Source organism: Lapidilactobacillus bayanensis (assembly GCF_003946695.1).
Lineage (GTDB): Bacteria > Bacillota > Bacilli > Lactobacillales > Lactobacillaceae > Lapidilactobacillus > Lapidilactobacillus bayanensis.
Window position 1 is genome coordinate 1 of record NZ_RHOX01000021.1, and the last position, 14,686, is coordinate 14,686.

16 protein-coding genes and 1 tRNA gene are annotated in these 14,686 nt (G+C 40.6%); 5 read left to right on the plus strand and 12 right to left on the minus strand.

The window, feature by feature from the left end:
* Positions 1 to 167: 167 nt before the first annotated feature.
* The 4 genes from EKM65_RS11305 to EKM65_RS08385 form a co-directional block, all read right to left on the minus strand.
* Positions 168 to 323 carry a hypothetical protein gene (locus tag EKM65_RS11305; protein WP_164506879.1) on the minus strand — a complete coding sequence of 52 codons (156 nt, stop codon included), beginning with the start codon at positions 321 to 323 and terminating at the stop codon, positions 168 to 170.
* A gap of 145 nt (positions 324 to 468) precedes the next feature.
* A complete protein-coding gene (locus EKM65_RS08375) occupies positions 469 to 1,104 on the minus strand; it encodes a glycoside hydrolase family 73 protein (RefSeq protein WP_225420438.1) in 636 nt (211 codons plus the stop codon).
* 142 nt (positions 1,105 to 1,246) lie between these two features.
* The gene (locus EKM65_RS08380) at positions 1,247 to 1,744 is read right to left on the minus strand and encodes a GNAT family N-acetyltransferase (RefSeq protein WP_125607460.1); all 498 of its coding nucleotides are present in this window, start codon (positions 1,742 to 1,744) and stop codon (positions 1,247 to 1,249) included.
* Between the two features lie 164 nt (positions 1,745 to 1,908).
* A complete protein-coding gene (locus tag EKM65_RS08385) occupies positions 1,909 to 2,109 on the minus strand; it encodes a cold-shock protein (protein WP_057825052.1) in 201 nt (66 codons plus the stop codon).
* 416 nt (positions 2,110 to 2,525) lie between these two features.
* Here EKM65_RS08385 and EKM65_RS08390 point away from each other — a divergent pair, with 416 nt between their 5' ends.
* Complete coding sequence (locus EKM65_RS08390; RefSeq protein ID WP_125607462.1) at positions 2,526 to 3,167, plus strand: hypothetical protein; 642 nt, start codon at positions 2,526 to 2,528, stop codon at positions 3,165 to 3,167.
* 225 nt (positions 3,168 to 3,392) lie between these two features.
* On the opposite strand, the gene EKM65_RS08395 is transcribed toward EKM65_RS08390, so the two are convergent.
* Both EKM65_RS08395 and EKM65_RS08400 read right to left on the minus strand, forming a co-directional pair.
* On the minus strand, positions 3,393 to 4,007 hold the full coding sequence (locus EKM65_RS08395) for an ECF transporter S component (RefSeq protein WP_164506880.1): 615 nt from the start codon (positions 4,005 to 4,007) through the stop codon (positions 3,393 to 3,395).
* 674 nt (positions 4,008 to 4,681) lie between these two features.
* Positions 4,682 to 6,250 (minus strand): amino acid permease, encoded by a 1,569-nt coding sequence (locus tag EKM65_RS08400; protein WP_125607466.1) that lies wholly within the window; start codon positions 6,248 to 6,250, stop codon positions 4,682 to 4,684.
* 212 nt (positions 6,251 to 6,462) lie between these two features.
* Here EKM65_RS08400 and EKM65_RS08405 point away from each other — a divergent pair, with 212 nt between their 5' ends.
* Positions 6,463 to 7,203 (plus strand): VIT1/CCC1 transporter family protein, encoded by a 741-nt coding sequence (locus EKM65_RS08405; protein WP_225420439.1) that lies wholly within the window; start codon positions 6,463 to 6,465, stop codon positions 7,201 to 7,203.
* A 221-nt stretch (positions 7,204 to 7,424) separates the two neighbouring features.
* Here the strand turns inward: EKM65_RS08405 and nagB are convergent, their stop codons facing one another.
* Complete coding sequence (gene nagB, locus EKM65_RS08410; protein WP_125607468.1) at positions 7,425 to 8,138, minus strand: glucosamine-6-phosphate deaminase; 714 nt, start codon at positions 8,136 to 8,138, stop codon at positions 7,425 to 7,427.
* Positions 8,139 to 8,327: 189 nt separating this feature from the next.
* On the opposite strand from nagB, the gene EKM65_RS08415 reads away from it, so the two are divergent.
* From EKM65_RS08415 to EKM65_RS08425, 3 genes are all read left to right on the plus strand, one after another.
* Positions 8,328 to 9,164, plus strand: coding sequence for a metallophosphoesterase family protein (locus tag EKM65_RS08415; RefSeq protein WP_125607470.1), 837 nt, complete (start codon positions 8,328 to 8,330; stop codon positions 9,162 to 9,164).
* Between the two features lie 118 nt (positions 9,165 to 9,282).
* Positions 9,283 to 9,367 (plus strand) — tRNA-Leu (locus EKM65_RS08420).
* A 300-nt stretch (positions 9,368 to 9,667) separates the two neighbouring features.
* Positions 9,668 to 9,769 carry a putative holin-like toxin gene (locus EKM65_RS08425; RefSeq protein WP_225420440.1) on the plus strand — a complete coding sequence of 34 codons (102 nt, stop codon included), beginning with the start codon at positions 9,668 to 9,670 and terminating at the stop codon, positions 9,767 to 9,769.
* Positions 9,770 to 9,979: 210 nt separating this feature from the next.
* Here the strand turns inward: EKM65_RS08425 and EKM65_RS08430 are convergent, their stop codons facing one another.
* The 5 genes from EKM65_RS08430 to EKM65_RS08450 all read right to left on the minus strand — a co-directional run bounded on the left by EKM65_RS08430 (position 9,980) and on the right by EKM65_RS08450 (position 14,525).
* Positions 9,980 to 10,606, minus strand: coding sequence for a DUF805 domain-containing protein (locus EKM65_RS08430; RefSeq protein WP_125607472.1), 627 nt, complete (start codon positions 10,604 to 10,606; stop codon positions 9,980 to 9,982).
* Positions 10,593 to 11,006, minus strand: a complete 414-nt coding sequence (locus EKM65_RS08435; RefSeq protein WP_125607474.1) for a hypothetical protein — start codon at positions 11,004 to 11,006, stop codon at positions 10,593 to 10,595. The genes EKM65_RS08430 and EKM65_RS08435 overlap by 14 nt, the downstream gene beginning before the upstream one ends.
* Before the next feature lie 263 nt (positions 11,007 to 11,269).
* A complete protein-coding gene (locus EKM65_RS08440; RefSeq protein WP_125607476.1) occupies positions 11,270 to 11,503 on the minus strand; it encodes a 6TM ABC transporter family protein in 234 nt (77 codons plus the stop codon).
* A gap of 384 nt (positions 11,504 to 11,887) precedes the next feature.
* A complete protein-coding gene (locus tag EKM65_RS08445) occupies positions 11,888 to 12,343 on the minus strand; it encodes a SprT family protein (protein WP_125607478.1) in 456 nt (151 codons plus the stop codon).
* A complete protein-coding gene (locus EKM65_RS08450; RefSeq protein ID WP_125607480.1) occupies positions 12,336 to 14,525 on the minus strand; it encodes a Tex family protein in 2,190 nt (729 codons plus the stop codon). Before EKM65_RS08450 ends, EKM65_RS08445 begins: the two co-directional genes overlap by 8 nt.
* Between the last annotated feature and the right edge of the window lie 161 nt (positions 14,526 to 14,686).

Below are 14,686 nucleotides of genomic sequence, written 5' to 3' on the forward strand. Positions count from 1 at the left end.
TATTGAACCGCCGTATACGGAACCGTACGTACGGTGGTGTGAGAGGACGGTAATTTACAATTACTTCCTACTCGATCAGCTGACCGCGATTTCCCTCCGGCACTGACTAAAGAGACGTGTTGGTATGATTTAACAGTAAATTTGTGCTTCTAAAAATTAGAAGTGATTCAACCACTCGTCAACTCAGCGCTGGTGTAAAGGTTGACCTCTTGTCTGCTTAGTGAGGGGAAATAAATACCGCTCAGTGGTGAAATTGTTGTTGCAGCTTCAGCTGTTACAAACAAGACCTGTCTTGGAGACAATTTTGTAAAAATTGGCTTCAAGCAGCGTCCACCACGTTCCAGCGACTAGTATTTATTTTCCCTCACGGCACCCGCCACGTTCCATCCGCAATCTTTGCACAAGCGCGGAGAACCACAACCTAACAGTTTTAGTTTCGACTATTTTACTCAGCAGAACTCAAGTACTTTATTTATCATATGCATCCAAATGATACTGCTTGATCAATTCAGTGAGTTTCTCTGCATATCCGGGATCAGTTGCGTAGCCATCCGTTTCCAATGCTTTGGCTGCATCTTGATAAGTTTTTGCAGCTAAAAAGTTCGCATACTGATTGGCATTCCAGGTTGTTCCCTTGTGGAATAATTCAGCATGTTCCAACAACGAATCTTCATAAGAAGCATACACGCGAAAGCGAGCGGTCACTGTTTTCCAATCACCATTTAAATACTCTTGCGTCGTCATTTCCTTAGTATTATTGGCTTTGTCGCCTTTCACACCGAATAAATTATTATACTTTGCCGTTAACTGACTGCGCCCCCAATCGCTTTCCAAGATTGCCTGAGCAATTGTAATGCTCGGTAACACTTGATAGGCGGCCTGTAATTTAACCGCTTCTGGTGCGACTTTATCAATAAATGCCTGCTTTTCAGCAGGATTGGTTGGTTGTGTCACAGTGGATATCGCCTCCTTTTGCCGATTAACCTGTTGGCGATCGATCATAATGAACAGCAATGCGGCACTGATAACAATCGCAATTAAAATCAAACTTAAATTAGTCATGCCGGCTCGAAAAAGTTTTTGCGAATTTCGTCGTTTAGCCACATTACTCCCCCTTTTAATAAAATAAATTGAGCACACCACTAATATTCGACCAGCGAGTAAGCTTAGGGATTATTTTACAATAGCTTCCCACAATGTTCAAAAGCAGTAGCGTTCTCAAAGAACGATTTAAGAGAAACTCAAGTTATGATTGCAGCAATACTTTATCCAAGACAATCATATCGCGCAGTTGAATACCGGCTTCGACAATTGGTTGCGGGTACTGTTTGAAAAAGTCACGCCGAATTTCGGCGAAACGAAAACCTGAATGAACATAAAAGGCGATATTCTGTAAAGAGGCATCGCCAGTCCCAACTAATAAGCGCTGACATTGATTTTGTCTGGCGTAATTTTCTGCAGCAGCCATTAAGATATGGCCCAATCCTGAGCGTTGTTTAGCTGGTAACACCGCGAGATTCATAATCTCCAAACTGGCTGCCCCCTGTGCTTGGAGAACAATACTACCCAAAAACTGCTTAGCATCTTTTAATGCAAAAATTGTTGACATGGGTAAATATTGATCAATCATCGACCAAGATTCATCTGCTAGAAATAATAATGTTGCTAATTCTCGCCGTGCCTCTATTGGCGTCAATGCCCAGATGGTTAATCCATCAGTCAATCTTGTTTGAAGTTTCATCATTAATCCTCATTTGCAAATCGAAATTAGATAAAAAGTTTGATCAACATTCCAACTAACGTCATCCAGTAATAGATGACGATTAGGTTCAACGACTAAATTTAATCGCGAATATCAAAAAAGGACCGACATAAATGTCGATCCAAAACTGTTATTTAACTAATTAATTAGTCTTTATTAACGTTTACAGCTTGAGGTCCGCGATCGCTTTCTTCGATGTCGAAAGTAACAGCTTGGCCTTCTTCAAGAGTTTTGTAGCCGTCGCCTTGGATAGCTGAGAAATGTACGAATACATCGCTACCATCTTCGCGAGTGATAAAGCCATAACCTTTTTCTGCGTTAAACCATTTAACTGTGCCGTGTTCCATTAGAACATTTCCTCCTCTAAAGAGCCTAAAAATTTGTTTGTATTTCTGTGTGGTACTAATGGAAGAAAGTCTATACGAACAATCGAATCAATACCATTCAAAAACTACAACTATCATAGTACCATGCACGATTCTAAAATACAAGGCTTTATTCGCTGATAAACATTTATTTTTTGAATTTCTCACAATGTTAAGCGCTATCACGTATTCATAATTTTATTCATTTTTAACCGTTCTTTCATGAATGCTACAGAACTAGACCAGCTTCTTAAGAGATACTGAGCTGACACTAAATTCATTGGTTTAGACCTGAGCTCTCTTTATCCTAAAAATTATTTAACGGCTATTGTTTGCGCTTTAACTTATTCCTATTTTATGATAACTTAAGTGTAAACGTAATATGGGAGTGGATCGTTATGAAACGTGAACGTTATCTTTTATCAGTTCTGATCGTCGGTTTATTCATTCTGACCGGTTGTAAAAAAACGATCAACACCAAAACCGAATTAAAAGAAAATGCCCAAACTGTTATCACTCAGCTAGAAACGCAAAAGAAACAACTAACGGTTATTGAAGACACTTATAATCAATTGCAGCAACAAATGCCCGCGGCCCAGAAAAAAAATCCCGGTACTAACCTATTAGATGATCAAGATTCAAAAGTCTATCAACTTAATCAAAAGGCTCAGGATGCAACCGATAAAGTCGCTGCCAGTCAAAAGATAATTGAGAAAATTAATCAACGTTTAAAAGACACCGCTACTGAAAAGCTCGATAATTTACCAAACAGTGCTATTTTAAAATTAACACAATCCTTGCATATCGTTCAGCTTGATCATGAAAGTTTCAATAAATTCATCACTGCTTATAAGAAAGATCAAACTGATCTTTATCGAAATGCGCCGGAGCTTCTCGACGAACACGCCGAGGAACTAGATGAACTTGTTTCCCAAAACACGCAATATTTAGGTGCTGTTAATCAACAGCTTGAGATTTTACAAGTCAATATTAATTCAAGCTTGTCTAGTGCGCAGAACCTATTAGCTAACTTGAACTAAAAAAGGAACTGGAATAAAAATTCCGGTTCCTTTTCTTATTATCGAGAGCCAATTGTCAATACCGAACACACTAACTAAATCGTGATGCTTCACCGAGAACTTAGTCAACTAGGACAACCAGCCTAGGCACCAACTCAATTCAGATTTCGTTCCAATTCTGTGTACGCTCAATTACTTGATACAAATCTAGCTTACTGTCAGCTAATTACTTTATACGAGTCTAACCTATTGTCGGCGATCCCAAACATGTTTCAGAGGTATCGCTAATAATGGTACGACAATTGCACCACCAATCGCCTCAGCAATACCATTAACGCCCAAGGCAACCATTAACAAGATAATCAGATTGTCCGTATTGCCCTTAAGACCAAGTAAATTCAACAGCGGGGCAGAATTACTCATAAAAATCACACTAGTTAGTAAAATAACCAGTAATGTATTCGATAAGGCACCCAAAAGCCCGGTTAAGCCTAGTGAAAATGGTTGTGGTAATTTTGTTCTCGCCAGCAACTTGGGCAAGCCACCTGCTAACCAACCGACAAACGTTCTGGGCACAATAGCGATCAGTGGATTCGTGAATAAAATAAAAGTAACCGTTCCAGGCGTGGTGTAGGCGTGAATTAACGAAACAATTCCCCAAATCAAGCCAAGAATAGCGCCATCACGCGGCCCCATTAGTATTGCACCAACCATGACCACAATTAAAATCAAAGAAATCCCGGGCATCCCCGGAATAACCGTTAAGTATCCTAAGAATGGGACAAATGTTTGTAGTAATAATATCGCAGAAAAAATACCGATAATCGCAATTCTTTGAGCTCGCTGGCGTGTTCGATTCAATTTACTCACCTCAATATTGATTTACCTTGATTTTACTCGTAAATTAAAGCACCGAGTAGTTTAATTACTTAAATATTTTTAAAAAAATACAAATTTAAGCGGGTTAACACAAGAATATGAGATCTGTTATTTTGTACTTCTTCGCGCTTACGCAAAGGTTGCATACGGAGCGTGGCGAGTATCGTGAGGGAAAATAAATACTTTCGCTGGAACGTGGTGGACACTGCTTGAAGCCAATTTTTGCAAAATCGTCTCCAAGACAGGTCTTACTGTAAGTGGTAAACCACCAACAGTAATTTCACCACTGAGCGGTATTTATTTTCCCTCACTAAACAAACGAGATGGCAACCTCTGCGCAAGTGCTGAGTTGACGAGTGGTTAAATCATTTCTAATTTTTAGAAGTACAAATTTGCTGGTAAGTCACACCACCACATCTCGTTTGTCAGTGCCGGAGGGAAATCGCGGTCAGCTGTGAAATTGTCGTTTGCGATTTATCGCTTATGACAAGGCCGAGCTTTAAGATAATCGTAGGATTGGCTTAAAGTTGAGCCCACAGCGTTCCACCAGCGTATTTCCCGTAGGCACGAAGAATAGCCAACACACCAGTTTTCGGACTTAGTACTTCAAACAGGACACTCTTCAATCCCACCAACTCCTTAAGCAGTAACCAAGTTCACTTATCATGCTGATGTTCATCCGCAAAATACTGCGTCACCTTTTGCTTCTCGTGATCAAGTGAGTGTTCGATATATTTCAACTCATGCTGATAACGCCCCTTAGGAAAAACAGTCCGCTGAACATCTTGTACTTTACGATGACGAATTTTCCAATTATAGCTGCCAGTTTCAGGACGCTTGGTCCCCACGTGATAAATAAGCAACGTCCCCATCATGATCACCGCTAAAAATGATGCCATCATCAAAGCATAAATTAAGATTGGCAGCGTTTGAAAATCACTTCCTGGAACAAATGTTGAGCCAACAACAATAAGCGATGAAATCAGGCCAACCACGGCAATCAAGTATTGTCCAACGCGACCGCCGGGAACTTTAAATGTCCGCGCTGGTTTATTGGATTGATTGACTTGCTTCAAATACGCGATGAAAATTAAAATATAAGTCACTAAATACAGCATCACAGTTAACGACATTGCCATTTGGTAAGCGCCGTTATTGCCGCCAAAAACAACGGTCAACAGAAAACTGATGACTGAAACAATCGCGCCTTGAACAACAATTAGGCGCACCGGTACATCAGCACGATTAACGTGTAAAAAATAATGTGGTAAAATACCATCTTGCGCTGTGACAAATAACGATTTTACCGGACCAATAATCCAAGAACTAATCTCACCTATCATCCCAAAAACCATTAGCAAGCCAATAATGGTCACGCCCCAACTTAACGACGGAATTGTACGGGCAAACATTTGTCCCACTGCCTGAATCACACCTTGATTAAGCGTCAAATTTTGAACGGGAACGACAGCTGCTACTGATAAACCACCCAAAGTGTCCAAAAAAATGGCGAAGGCAACTAACGTTAACATTTCTAACGGATAATTCTTACGAGGATTTTTCAAGTCGGTAATATAAGACGCGGATGCTTCAATACCAGTAAACGCTAAAATATAGGGGACAAACGTAGCAATGGAAAAGTTATGCCGTAGTGTTTGCCAATTGTTACTTAAATTTGGATCAAAGGCAACTTGACCAGAACTAAACAAATAGATTAATCCCAGTGCCAATAACACTAATGACGGGAATACAATGCCGGCGGTAAAACTAACATTAACAATTTTTTCGGTTTTGCCAACGCCGCCTAATTGCCAAGCGGTCATACCCCAATAAATCAGCAAGAAGCAGCCCCATTTCAACCACGGGTTAGTATTAAGCGCTGTCCATTTCAAAACATAGGAAATTGAACCAATAATAAAATAGATCATGGTGATAAAATTAACGGTGATTTGTAACCACTGGAAAAAAACCGCCACGAATCCCCAGCGTGCACCTAAAATATTCTTGACCCAAGTGTAAACGCCGCCTTCATTATTGCCATCAATAGTTGCAAGTTCCGCCGCACACAATGCTACCGGCAGGAACCAAACGACACCCGCTAAAACTAAATAGACGACAGCTAACAGCCCTGATTGCGCAAATGCTGGATATTCATCGGCCGACATTAACATTGCGGCGGTTAAAGTAAAGAAGCCAAAGAAACTCATTTTTTTATTGATCGCCATAATTAACCTACTTCATTGATAGTCTAACCTAATTGTATGCCGCTGTTTTTGATAACACAATTTAAAAGGAACCGATTGCATTTTCTTGAAGATAATCAATGCTCATGACACCTATTTTTTTATAAAATCGTGGGACAATTGATTAAATATCAAACTAGTATATATTTTCACTATAACTTTAGTATATAATGCTAGTTGAGAACCGCAGTTACATGAAAGGAAAAACCGTTATGTTACATGTGGCAACAAATTTAGCGACACACGTGCGAATTCAACTTAAGAAAAATTTTCATTTATCAGAACGACTTAATATTTTACGAGCCGCTGTTTTGGGTGCTAACGATGGTATCATCTCAACCGCCGGCGTCGTAGTTGGTGTTGCCGGCGCGCATCAAAGTCAGTTTGCCTTAATGCTTGCCAGAATATCTGCGATGTTTGCTGGTGCCTTTTCAATGGGCGGCGGCGAGTTTGTTTCGGTGAGTGCGCAGCGTGACATTCAAAGAGCAACTAAACAGCGTCAGGAAACAGCTTTAAATTTTAACTACGAACATGAATTTGCCATTCTAAAACAAAGTTATCTTGACCAAGGCCTCTCAGCAGAACTAGCTGAAAAAGTAGCCCGCGAACTGATTACCAAAGATGGCTTAAACGTCACATTAAAGAATAAATACAACTTAGACGTCCATGAATATTTCAATCCTTGGCATGCCGCGCTATCATCATTTTGCTCCTTCATTATCGGTGCATTGTTGCCATTTTTAATGATTGTTTTTATTCCCTATCCTGAAAAAATCAGTTTTACAGTTGGTGCTGTCATTTGCGCACTCTTCTTAACAGGTTATACTAGTGCTTCCATGGGCAACGCTGCTCGCTTAAAGGCAGCAATCCGCAACGTCTGTATTGGCATGTTAACAATGGGCATCACTTACTTGATTGGTGGTTTGATTGGATAACTGAGCAAAAAAGTAGCATGGTTTCAGCTGCCCATCTTTCAACAACACAAAAAACAGAACCGAGATTTCTCTGGCCCTCAAGTGTACTGCTAAATTTTTAATAACAACTAACTATCGTAGCCAAGCACCAGCCTAAACTAAAAAAATTCCAACTGCATGTTATCATGCAGTTGGAATTTTTAGTTAGCGCAACGCAATTAAAGGCGACGCCAATCGTGTCATTAATATTTCTTAGATAATTTGCTTGCTGCTGCTTCGTCTAAGATAAAGACAACATTATCATGATTCTGTAAAGCACTTGCAGGAACGTCTGTTGTAACAGGTCCCTCAATCGTTGCTTTAATTGCATCAGCCTTGTCTTCACCATAAGCCAATAAGAGAATCTTCTTGCTCTTTAAGATTGAGCCAATCCCCATCGAAATAGCCTTGCGAGGAACATCATCTTCGTTAGCGAAGAAACGTGCGTTAGCATCAATTGTTGATTGAGTTAAATCAACTTCATGTGTTAAACTATCAAATGCTGAACCCGGTTCGTTAAAGCCAATATGGCCATTACGACCGATTCCTAAAATTTGAATATCAATTGGATTATCTTCAATAATTTGGTCATATTCTTTAGCGGCAACCTTAATGTCTGCAGCCATACCATCAGGAACATAACTCTTCTTAAATGGTTTCTTGTTGAATAAATTGTCTTTCATGAAGTAGTGGTAACTTTGATCGTTGTCAAATGGTAACCCTACATATTCGTCCAAGTTGACAGAAGTCATGTTTGAAAAATCAAGATCACTGCTTGTAATTGCATTGTAAAGTGTGATTGGTGTACTACCAGTTGCTAAACCTAAAACTTTTGCACCATTCTCAATACCAGATTTAATAATGTTAAAGGCTGCTTGGCCGCCCTCATTTTTATCTTTGTAAATTTCAACTTTCATCGCAGTATCCTCCTTATTTGGTCTAGTCCAATTTAACGCGATCTGGTAAATTTGTCAAGATATAAACTTAATTTACGTCTGAATTATTTAATCTTTTTTTCAACCGCATATTGTTGTCAACTGAATTAAAATATCATCTTAATGGTTCGAAAATTTGCGGTATACTAATTGAAATGAGGAGGCTTACTGATGGAACATAAAATTGCAATCATGGCAGATGTCCACGGCAACGTGACAGCGCTCCAGGCGGTACTCGCAGACGCTCGCCGTGAACAAGTAACTGATTATTGGTTTCTGGGCGATTTATTCTTACCCGGACCAGGCACACACGAACTGGTTGAACTTTTAACCGATGTCCAACCGTCCGTCTGGCTTAAAGGGAATTGGGAAGAAAGTATCGAACAAGTCCTGAATCATGATATTGATTGGGCAGACGCGAGCGACGTGTATTTGGCACGGCTAACTGAATTTCTAATGGAAAATCTGCAACAAGGTCAGTATCAGTCCGTAATGAAACGCCCAATTGCAGATAACGTGGTGGTGAATGGTCTTCGCACTCAACTTTCTCATAATTCGCCACAGCGATCATATGGGCATGAACTTTATCCGACACAAGCTCAGGCTAATTTTGACGCTATTTTTGCAGATCAACAGGATATCGCAGTGTACGCACACACTCATCAACAAATCATGCGTATTTCAGAACAGGGCCAACTGATCATCAACCCCGGTGCAGTCGGTCAACCTTATAGTCCCTATCATAAATTCATGGCTGATCAACGTTCGAATTACGCGATTCTAACCATCACAGATAATTCCGAATTCGACGTGGCGTTTCGCAAAGTTCGCTACAATATCGAAGCAGAAATTAATAATGCGCGCCAAGTTGCATTGCCATACTTCGATTTATACGCGCATTTACGATGCACAGGCAAAACCGTCACCCACGATCTGACACTCTTGGCCGAAGTTAACGCTGCTAACGGGTACCGGTCTGATGCGCAAACATATTTTCAGCCTTGGTAGCTTAGAATCATCACGATTGCCCACTTGTTCAATTTCAGCGGCATACGAATCCCTGACCAACTATTAATTTGGGTTGACCACTTTTTGAAAATAGTCTATAATTACTCTTGCAATGTTTGCGGGCATGGCGGAACTGGTAGACGCGCAAGACTAAGGATCTTGTGACCGTTAAGGTCGTGGAAGTTCGAGTCTTCTTGCCCGCATTGATATGACAACGCTTCTAGACACGCCACTTTTTAAGTGGCGTGTCTTTTTGATTTTGGCAACGTGTTTGGTAACGACTTTTTTCACAGTCTTTGTTTTGGTCCTGTTGAATCTATGTGCCGTCTACAAAAACAAAAAAAGGCTCTAACGTTTTGTCAGAGTCTAAGAGTAAATTCTTAATTTTGTAAGATATGATATAATCGCTGTAGCAGATAAGTTGAAGGCGGTTGGCAAATCCAACACAAAAGAGTTGTTGCCTATGAAAATAGACAGAAATCTTAGTGAAAGGAGGCGTCGTATTGTCCGTATCAGATTCCCTACAATTGATGATTAGTTTTGGCTTGTTCGTTTTAGCCTTAATCACCGTTGTCTTGGAACTGATCAAGAACAATAAAAAATAGCCGCCCAACAACTTCTTCGCAGGAGTTGGGTAGCTACATCACCTAAACAAATGCCAACCGTCTTAAACGGTTCTGCTATGGAAGTCGTGTTCTAGCACGGCTTCTTTTTTACATATCAAGTATAACACGAATAACTGCTTCAGCAACTACTTTTTCTCTCGATTAGCTACAATATACGCCATGTAAGTTTTAGCATACCCATACATTGTTTTAGTATTCACCATCTACTGGTGTGTCTTCTGCACGACTTCTGAAAAAGAACTTAACAAAATTATTGCTCGTTGAACGAACCAAAACTGTATCTGTTGGCAGCAATGTTAGGACCAATAATAAAACCGAAATGACTAATGTAATAAGTGAGCTCCACGATGTCAAGTACGTTGTCATAAACGACGTGCTTGCAGACGGATTCGTGGCAAGTTCTGTGGCAAAATTAGACACGCTAAAAACATTACCGGCGACCTGAACAACCACTGAAATCGCCCATAACACCAAAAAGCCTCGACCGCGCAGACCAGCATCACGATAGCGGCGAACGCGTAATGCCAGGTTAGGTAACAACAAGACGAGAAACGATAACACAACCAAAATCGCGGCAATAATCAGTGGCCCATACGAAACATTTGTATCGTTATCGAAGATGTTAAAAAGTCCCGAAGAAAATAGCGCCACAATGAAAAAATCGCCTAGAAAAATCGACCATACAGAAGTTAACAACGTCATCCACCAATAACCAGCACGAGTTGTTCGTCCACGAAACTCGACATATCCGCGCCAATAGTCTTTAAAAGCCTGACCAAATGATACCTGGCCAGGTTGCTCATTAATTTGTTTCATGTTGCTCGCCTACTTTCGATATTTTCGTGTCGGTAGTTTGAGATTGCGCCTCGGCGTTGTCAATGCGCAGAAAAATAATAGCGAGTAATGCTAATGTAGCCGGAATGATTAAGAAGAACATAAAAATAACCGGTGAAACAAACGCAATTGTGCTGATAATCAGTCCCACTGACTTTGCTTTGCGCTGCTTAACTAACAAATAAATTGATAGCACCAACCCCACAACACTGATCATACTCAATAACGACCAGTAGCAAATCCCTGGCAAACTCGTAATATCCGTATTGAATAATCCGTGATGATGCGTGATACTAGCAGCAAAATTATAAAATCCTACCAGATAAACCACCAACTGAACGATACTCAGTGTCAGAACACTGGTGCGAACGCTTTTATTCATATTCTTCTCCCCCTTGAAAAGCGCAATTGAATTTCTATGCACTTCATTATTTAATTATTATAATCTCTGTTTAGTAATTGGGAAAGCTTTTTGTTATTATACCGTGAGCGGCGATGTCCTCATAAAATGATTGCGATTAAACAGTTACAACTAGAATTTATTTCTTCAAATTGACGACGATAACATCGCGCAAATCGACCAAACTCTGGTCGTGAGTAATTACGATGACAATTTTATGACGCATTTTTAATTGCTGAAGCTGGTCAATCACAATAACGACGAGAATCATGATTTAAAATTGCCTGACTTAGATTTTCTACAATTCTATTCCATATTTCTTTCTCCGATTTGCCACAAAAAATATCTGCAAAATAGAATAGCAATTGACCTATCGCAAAATTAAACAACAGAATCATTGCCAGCATCCAAAAATGATCACCCTGTTTGAACTCAATATTATCTATAAAAAGTTTGGTCAAAAATGGCGTTGCAACCATGGCGAAGAACACTAGAAGCTCGACCAACAGATTTAATAAAAATGTTCACTGCTTATTTAGTTTGATGAGCGCTCACAAGCTTAAATCAGCCTCCTAATCTCTTTTTTGTTCTAACCAACACAAATCACTACGAAAAAACTATTAAGTCGCCCAAACCACCCGGCAAATCCATTGTACGATCAATCACAATAAATGTCATTGTTTTCTTCAAAAATGGTATAAAATCATCCTTATTCAGTGGTTTCATTCCTATTCGAAGAAAAATATGGTAGTCGAAATATTTTCACCCGTGATTGGCAGACTGATATTATTTTGATAAGTATTTTTATGTAATCCAAAAAGGATTGTCGCCAATAAAAATGCGACAATCCTTTTTATTTTTGATTAACTAGCATGATTTAATTCTACCAATACCAGCTTACCCTGACAGCGGCCACAAACATAGCGGTGTAAATCAATTTGGCGTTGGCGATAATAATCTATCTGACAGTGCGGGCAGTAATAATGATACTTGTGCTGATTACTAGGTACTTGTGGTGCAAAACGTGAGCCACCTACTTGTCGCAATAGTTGCCTGAATTCGGGGCTACGGTGGTCATAGGGCAATTCTGCCAAGTGCAAGTGATAATGACACAGTTCATGCTTAATAATCGCTGTAAAGCTTGTTAATGGCAATTCCGTGGCCATCTTAGGATTAAAGTCCAAATGATGATCTTGCATATGATAACGACCGCCTGTTGTTTTCAACCGCGCATTAAAAGTAGCCCGATGAACAAATGGTCGCTGAAAATCACGCAATGAAATTGCTTCGACTAATTCTTGTAACTCTTGATTAGTCATCGTTAATATCTTTCATCGATAATTGTACCCGCTCGCGTTCCAAATCAATACTAAGAATCCGAACTTTGACAATATCACCGACAGAAACGATCGCACTAGGATTCTTAACGAATCGATCGGCCAGTTGCGAAACATGCACTAGGCCATCATGCTTAACGCCAATGTCCACAAAGGCGCCAAAATCAACAACATTGCGCACCGTTCCTTGTAGTATCATTCCCGCCTTTAAATCGTCAATCGACAACACGTCTTGGCGCAACAACGGCGCTGGTACATTATCGCGCAAATCGCGACCGGGCTTACACAAGCCCGCAATAATATCCTTAATGGTTGCTTCGCCAACCGCGTCTTGTTCGGCGAGTTGCTCAACATTCAATAATTTGGCCAGCGTTTGTAATTCTGGCGTGCCCAAATCCGTCTTGGTCAAATGTAACTTCTGCAAAATCTGTTCGGCTATTTGGTAACTTTCCGGATGAATATCGGTATTGTCAAGTGGCTCACTGCCAGCGATAATCCGCAAGAAGCCAATAGCTTGTTGATACGTTTTTGGTCCCAGACGCGGTACCTTCTGCAATTGGGCTCGATTTTTGAACGTGCCATTCTCATTGCGATATTTAACAATGTTGGCAGAAATTGTCGCCGACAATCCAGAAATATGTTGTAACAAATCTAGACTGGCAGTATTTAAGTTAACGCCAACGTTATTGACCACATTCTCAACGACAATATCTAGTTGCTCTCCCAGTGACTTTTGACTAACGTCGTGCTGGTACTGACCCACTCCGACTGAACGCGGATCAATCTTCAACAGCTCTGCCAATGGATCTTGGAGCCGGCGCGCAATACTGACTGCCGAACGTTCTTCAACATGTAAATCTGGAAATTCAGCCCGAGCGTTATCACTAGCTGAATAGACAGACGCACCAGCTTCATTAACGATCACATAATAAACTGGTCGCGTAATTTGTTTGATTGCCTCGGCAACGAACTGCTCTGATTCACGACTAGCTGTCCCGTTCCCAATGGCAATCATTTCAACTTGATACTGCTCCAAAAAGTCAATAAATTGCGGCAGCGCCTGTTGACGTTGTTTCTCTGAAGCGGGCTTATGCGGGTAAATCACTAACTTATCAAGAAATTTCCCGGTGGCGTCAACAATGGCTAATTTACAACCGGTCCGATAAGCCGGGTCAAAACCGAGAACCACTTTACCTTTTAGCGGTGGTTGTAACAATAAATTCCGTAAATTCTCGCCGAAAACTTTAATCGCATGATCATCGGCAACCTCTTTTAGATTGGCCCGAATTTCCCGTTCAATTGCCGGACCAATGAAACGTTTGTAAGCATCGTCAACGGCCGCAGTTATTTGTACAGTGGCATAATCATTGCGGTGTAAATTTACCCGCCGATCAATCCGCTTTAACAAGTCCGTCGCGTCAGTTTGAATACTAGCCTTAATCACATCTTCTTTTTCAGCACGATTAATGGCTAAAACTCGATGAGGCACTAGTTTAGCTAATGGCTCGTCAAAGTCATAATAAAGTTGATAAACACCCTTAGGATCATTGTCCTCATCCTTTAACTTGGTCACAAAATGGCCGTGCTGTTGAACAAAGCGCCGAGTCCAATCACGAAAATCTGCTTCATCACTAATTTCATCTGCTAAAATTTCGTGAACCCCTTGCCAAACAGCTTCGGTGTCGTTGATGTCAGCTTCGGGGTTCAGCAATTTTTCAGCTTCCTGTTGCCACTGAGACTCTGTTAAAGCAGGTTGTAATTTAATTTTGACAGCTAATGGTTCTAGCCCGGCGGCACGGGCAACGGTCGCTTTACTCTTGCGTTTTTGCTTATAGGGTAGATAGAGATCCTCTACCTTTTGCAACTTGTCTGCTTGCACGATCGCCTTATTTAAGTCGGACGTTAATTTTCCCTGTTCATCAATCGCACGGATAACTTCTTCCTTGCGCTTATTTAGCGCTAAGACCCGTTGATATTCAGTTTCAATTTGCCGAATTTGGACTTCATCCAAGCTGCCAGTTCGCTCTTTACGGTAACGGGCAATAAATGGTACCGTATTGCCCTCTGCTAACATCGTTAAAACCGCCGTAATTGCTTGAGGTTTTAATTCCAAATTGCGTTGTGTTGCTTGTTTTGCCACCTGATCAATGTTTACGTCACTCATTAAACTTCAAGACTCCTAAAAATTCGAATAAAATCTAGTACTTTAAAACGCGCTGCAAAGCGCAGTTAGTTCCGGTTAAGTTAAACCAGTTTAAATCTTAAAACCAAGATTTTAGCTGGTTTGAACTTAATCCTCACTAACTAACCGCGCTTTTCCGCACC

Coding starts and splice junctions, on each gene's coding strand:
- EKM65_RS08440 (WP_125607476.1), bottom strand. CDS start 11,503: ATGGTTGCAACGCCATTTTTGACCAAACTTTTTATAGATAATATTGAG.
- EKM65_RS08380 (WP_125607460.1), bottom strand. CDS start 1,744: ATGATGAAACTTCAAACAAGATTGACTGATGGATTAACCATCTGGGCA.
- EKM65_RS08400 (WP_125607466.1), bottom strand. CDS start 6,250: ATGGCGATCAATAAAAAAATGAGTTTCTTTGGCTTCTTTACTTTAACC.
- EKM65_RS08435 (WP_125607474.1), bottom strand. CDS start 11,006: ATGAATAAAAGCGTTCGCACCAGTGTTCTGACACTGAGTATCGTTCAG.
- nagB (WP_125607468.1), bottom strand. CDS start 8,138: ATGAAAGTTGAAATTTACAAAGATAAAAATGAGGGCGGCCAAGCAGCC.
- EKM65_RS08385 (WP_057825052.1), bottom strand. CDS start 2,109: ATGGAACACGGCACAGTTAAATGGTTTAACGCAGAAAAAGGTTATGGC.
- EKM65_RS08405 (WP_225420439.1), top strand. CDS start 6,463: ATGAAAGGAAAAACCGTTATGTTACATGTGGCAACAAATTTAGCGACA.
- EKM65_RS08390 (WP_125607462.1), top strand. CDS start 2,526: ATGAAACGTGAACGTTATCTTTTATCAGTTCTGATCGTCGGTTTATTC.
- EKM65_RS08450 (WP_125607480.1), bottom strand. CDS start 14,525: ATGAGTGACGTAAACATTGATCAGGTGGCAAAACAAGCAACACAACGC.
- EKM65_RS08430 (WP_125607472.1), bottom strand. CDS start 10,606: ATGAAACAAATTAATGAGCAACCTGGCCAGGTATCATTTGGTCAGGCT.
- EKM65_RS08445 (WP_125607478.1), bottom strand. CDS start 12,343: ATGACTAATCAAGAGTTACAAGAATTAGTCGAAGCAATTTCATTGCGT.
- EKM65_RS08415 (WP_125607470.1), top strand. CDS start 8,328: ATGGAACATAAAATTGCAATCATGGCAGATGTCCACGGCAACGTGACA.